1 protein-coding gene is annotated in these 763 nt (G+C 56.5%); it reads right to left on the reverse strand.

Annotated elements, in window-relative coordinates; all coding sequences use genetic code 11:
* A partial coding sequence (locus NSP04_RS12575) for a flagellin N-terminal helical domain-containing protein (RefSeq protein WP_257512713.1) occupies positions 1 to 743 on the reverse strand: 743 nt, incomplete at its 3' end.
* Positions 744 to 763: the final 20 nt, after the last annotated feature.

A 763-nucleotide genomic window follows, 5' to 3' on the forward strand; every position in this document is an offset into this window, starting at 1 on the left:
TCCATGATTCGGCCTCGTGCGGCTTGCAAGTTGGTGCTGGAGGTGTCGGCAAAGGCAGCCACCTGTTCCAGCCGGCTTTGGCCTGCACCCACCACAGCACGAATGCCGGTGATGGCGTCAATCGAAGCGTCCAGCGTGTCAATCGCTGCAGTGGCGTTGGCCACCGTGTCAACCGCATTCAGGTTGGCCTGAATGCTGGCAGCGCCATCGGTCATGATGGTGGTCAAATCGTTGCCGGTGGCCAGGCCATCGTCTGTCAGGTTCAAGGCCAGGGTGTCAGTCACCGCGTTGCCTGTACCGACCTGAAAGCTCAGTGTTTTGTTGGCGGCATCAAACATGTTGTTGCCGTTAAAGGTGCTGCCGGTCACGATGCGGTTCACCTCGTTGCCCAGTTCCGTGTATTCACGGTTCAGGTTCACACGGTCGGTGTCGTTCAGAGTGCCGTTTTTGGCTTGTACTGCGAGTTCACGCATACGCTGCAGGTTGTCGCTGATCTTGCCCATGGCGCCGTCGGCAACCTGCAACAGTGAAATACCGTCGTTGGCGTTGCGACCGGCTACATCAAAGCCCTTGATCTGGGCTTGCATGCGTTCGGCGATGGCCAGGCCTGCTGCGTCGTCTTTGGCGCTGTTAACGCGAAGACCAGAGGACAAGCGTGCAATTGAGTTGTTCAAACCCATGCCAGAACCTGAAAGGTTTTTCTGGGCGGTCAGTGAGGCTACGTTGGTGTTGATTCCTAGCATTTTAATTCTCCAAGCAATTT

The organism is Limnobacter parvus (assembly GCF_024623725.1).
GTDB lineage: Bacteria > Pseudomonadota > Gammaproteobacteria > Burkholderiales > Burkholderiaceae_B > Limnobacter > Limnobacter parvus.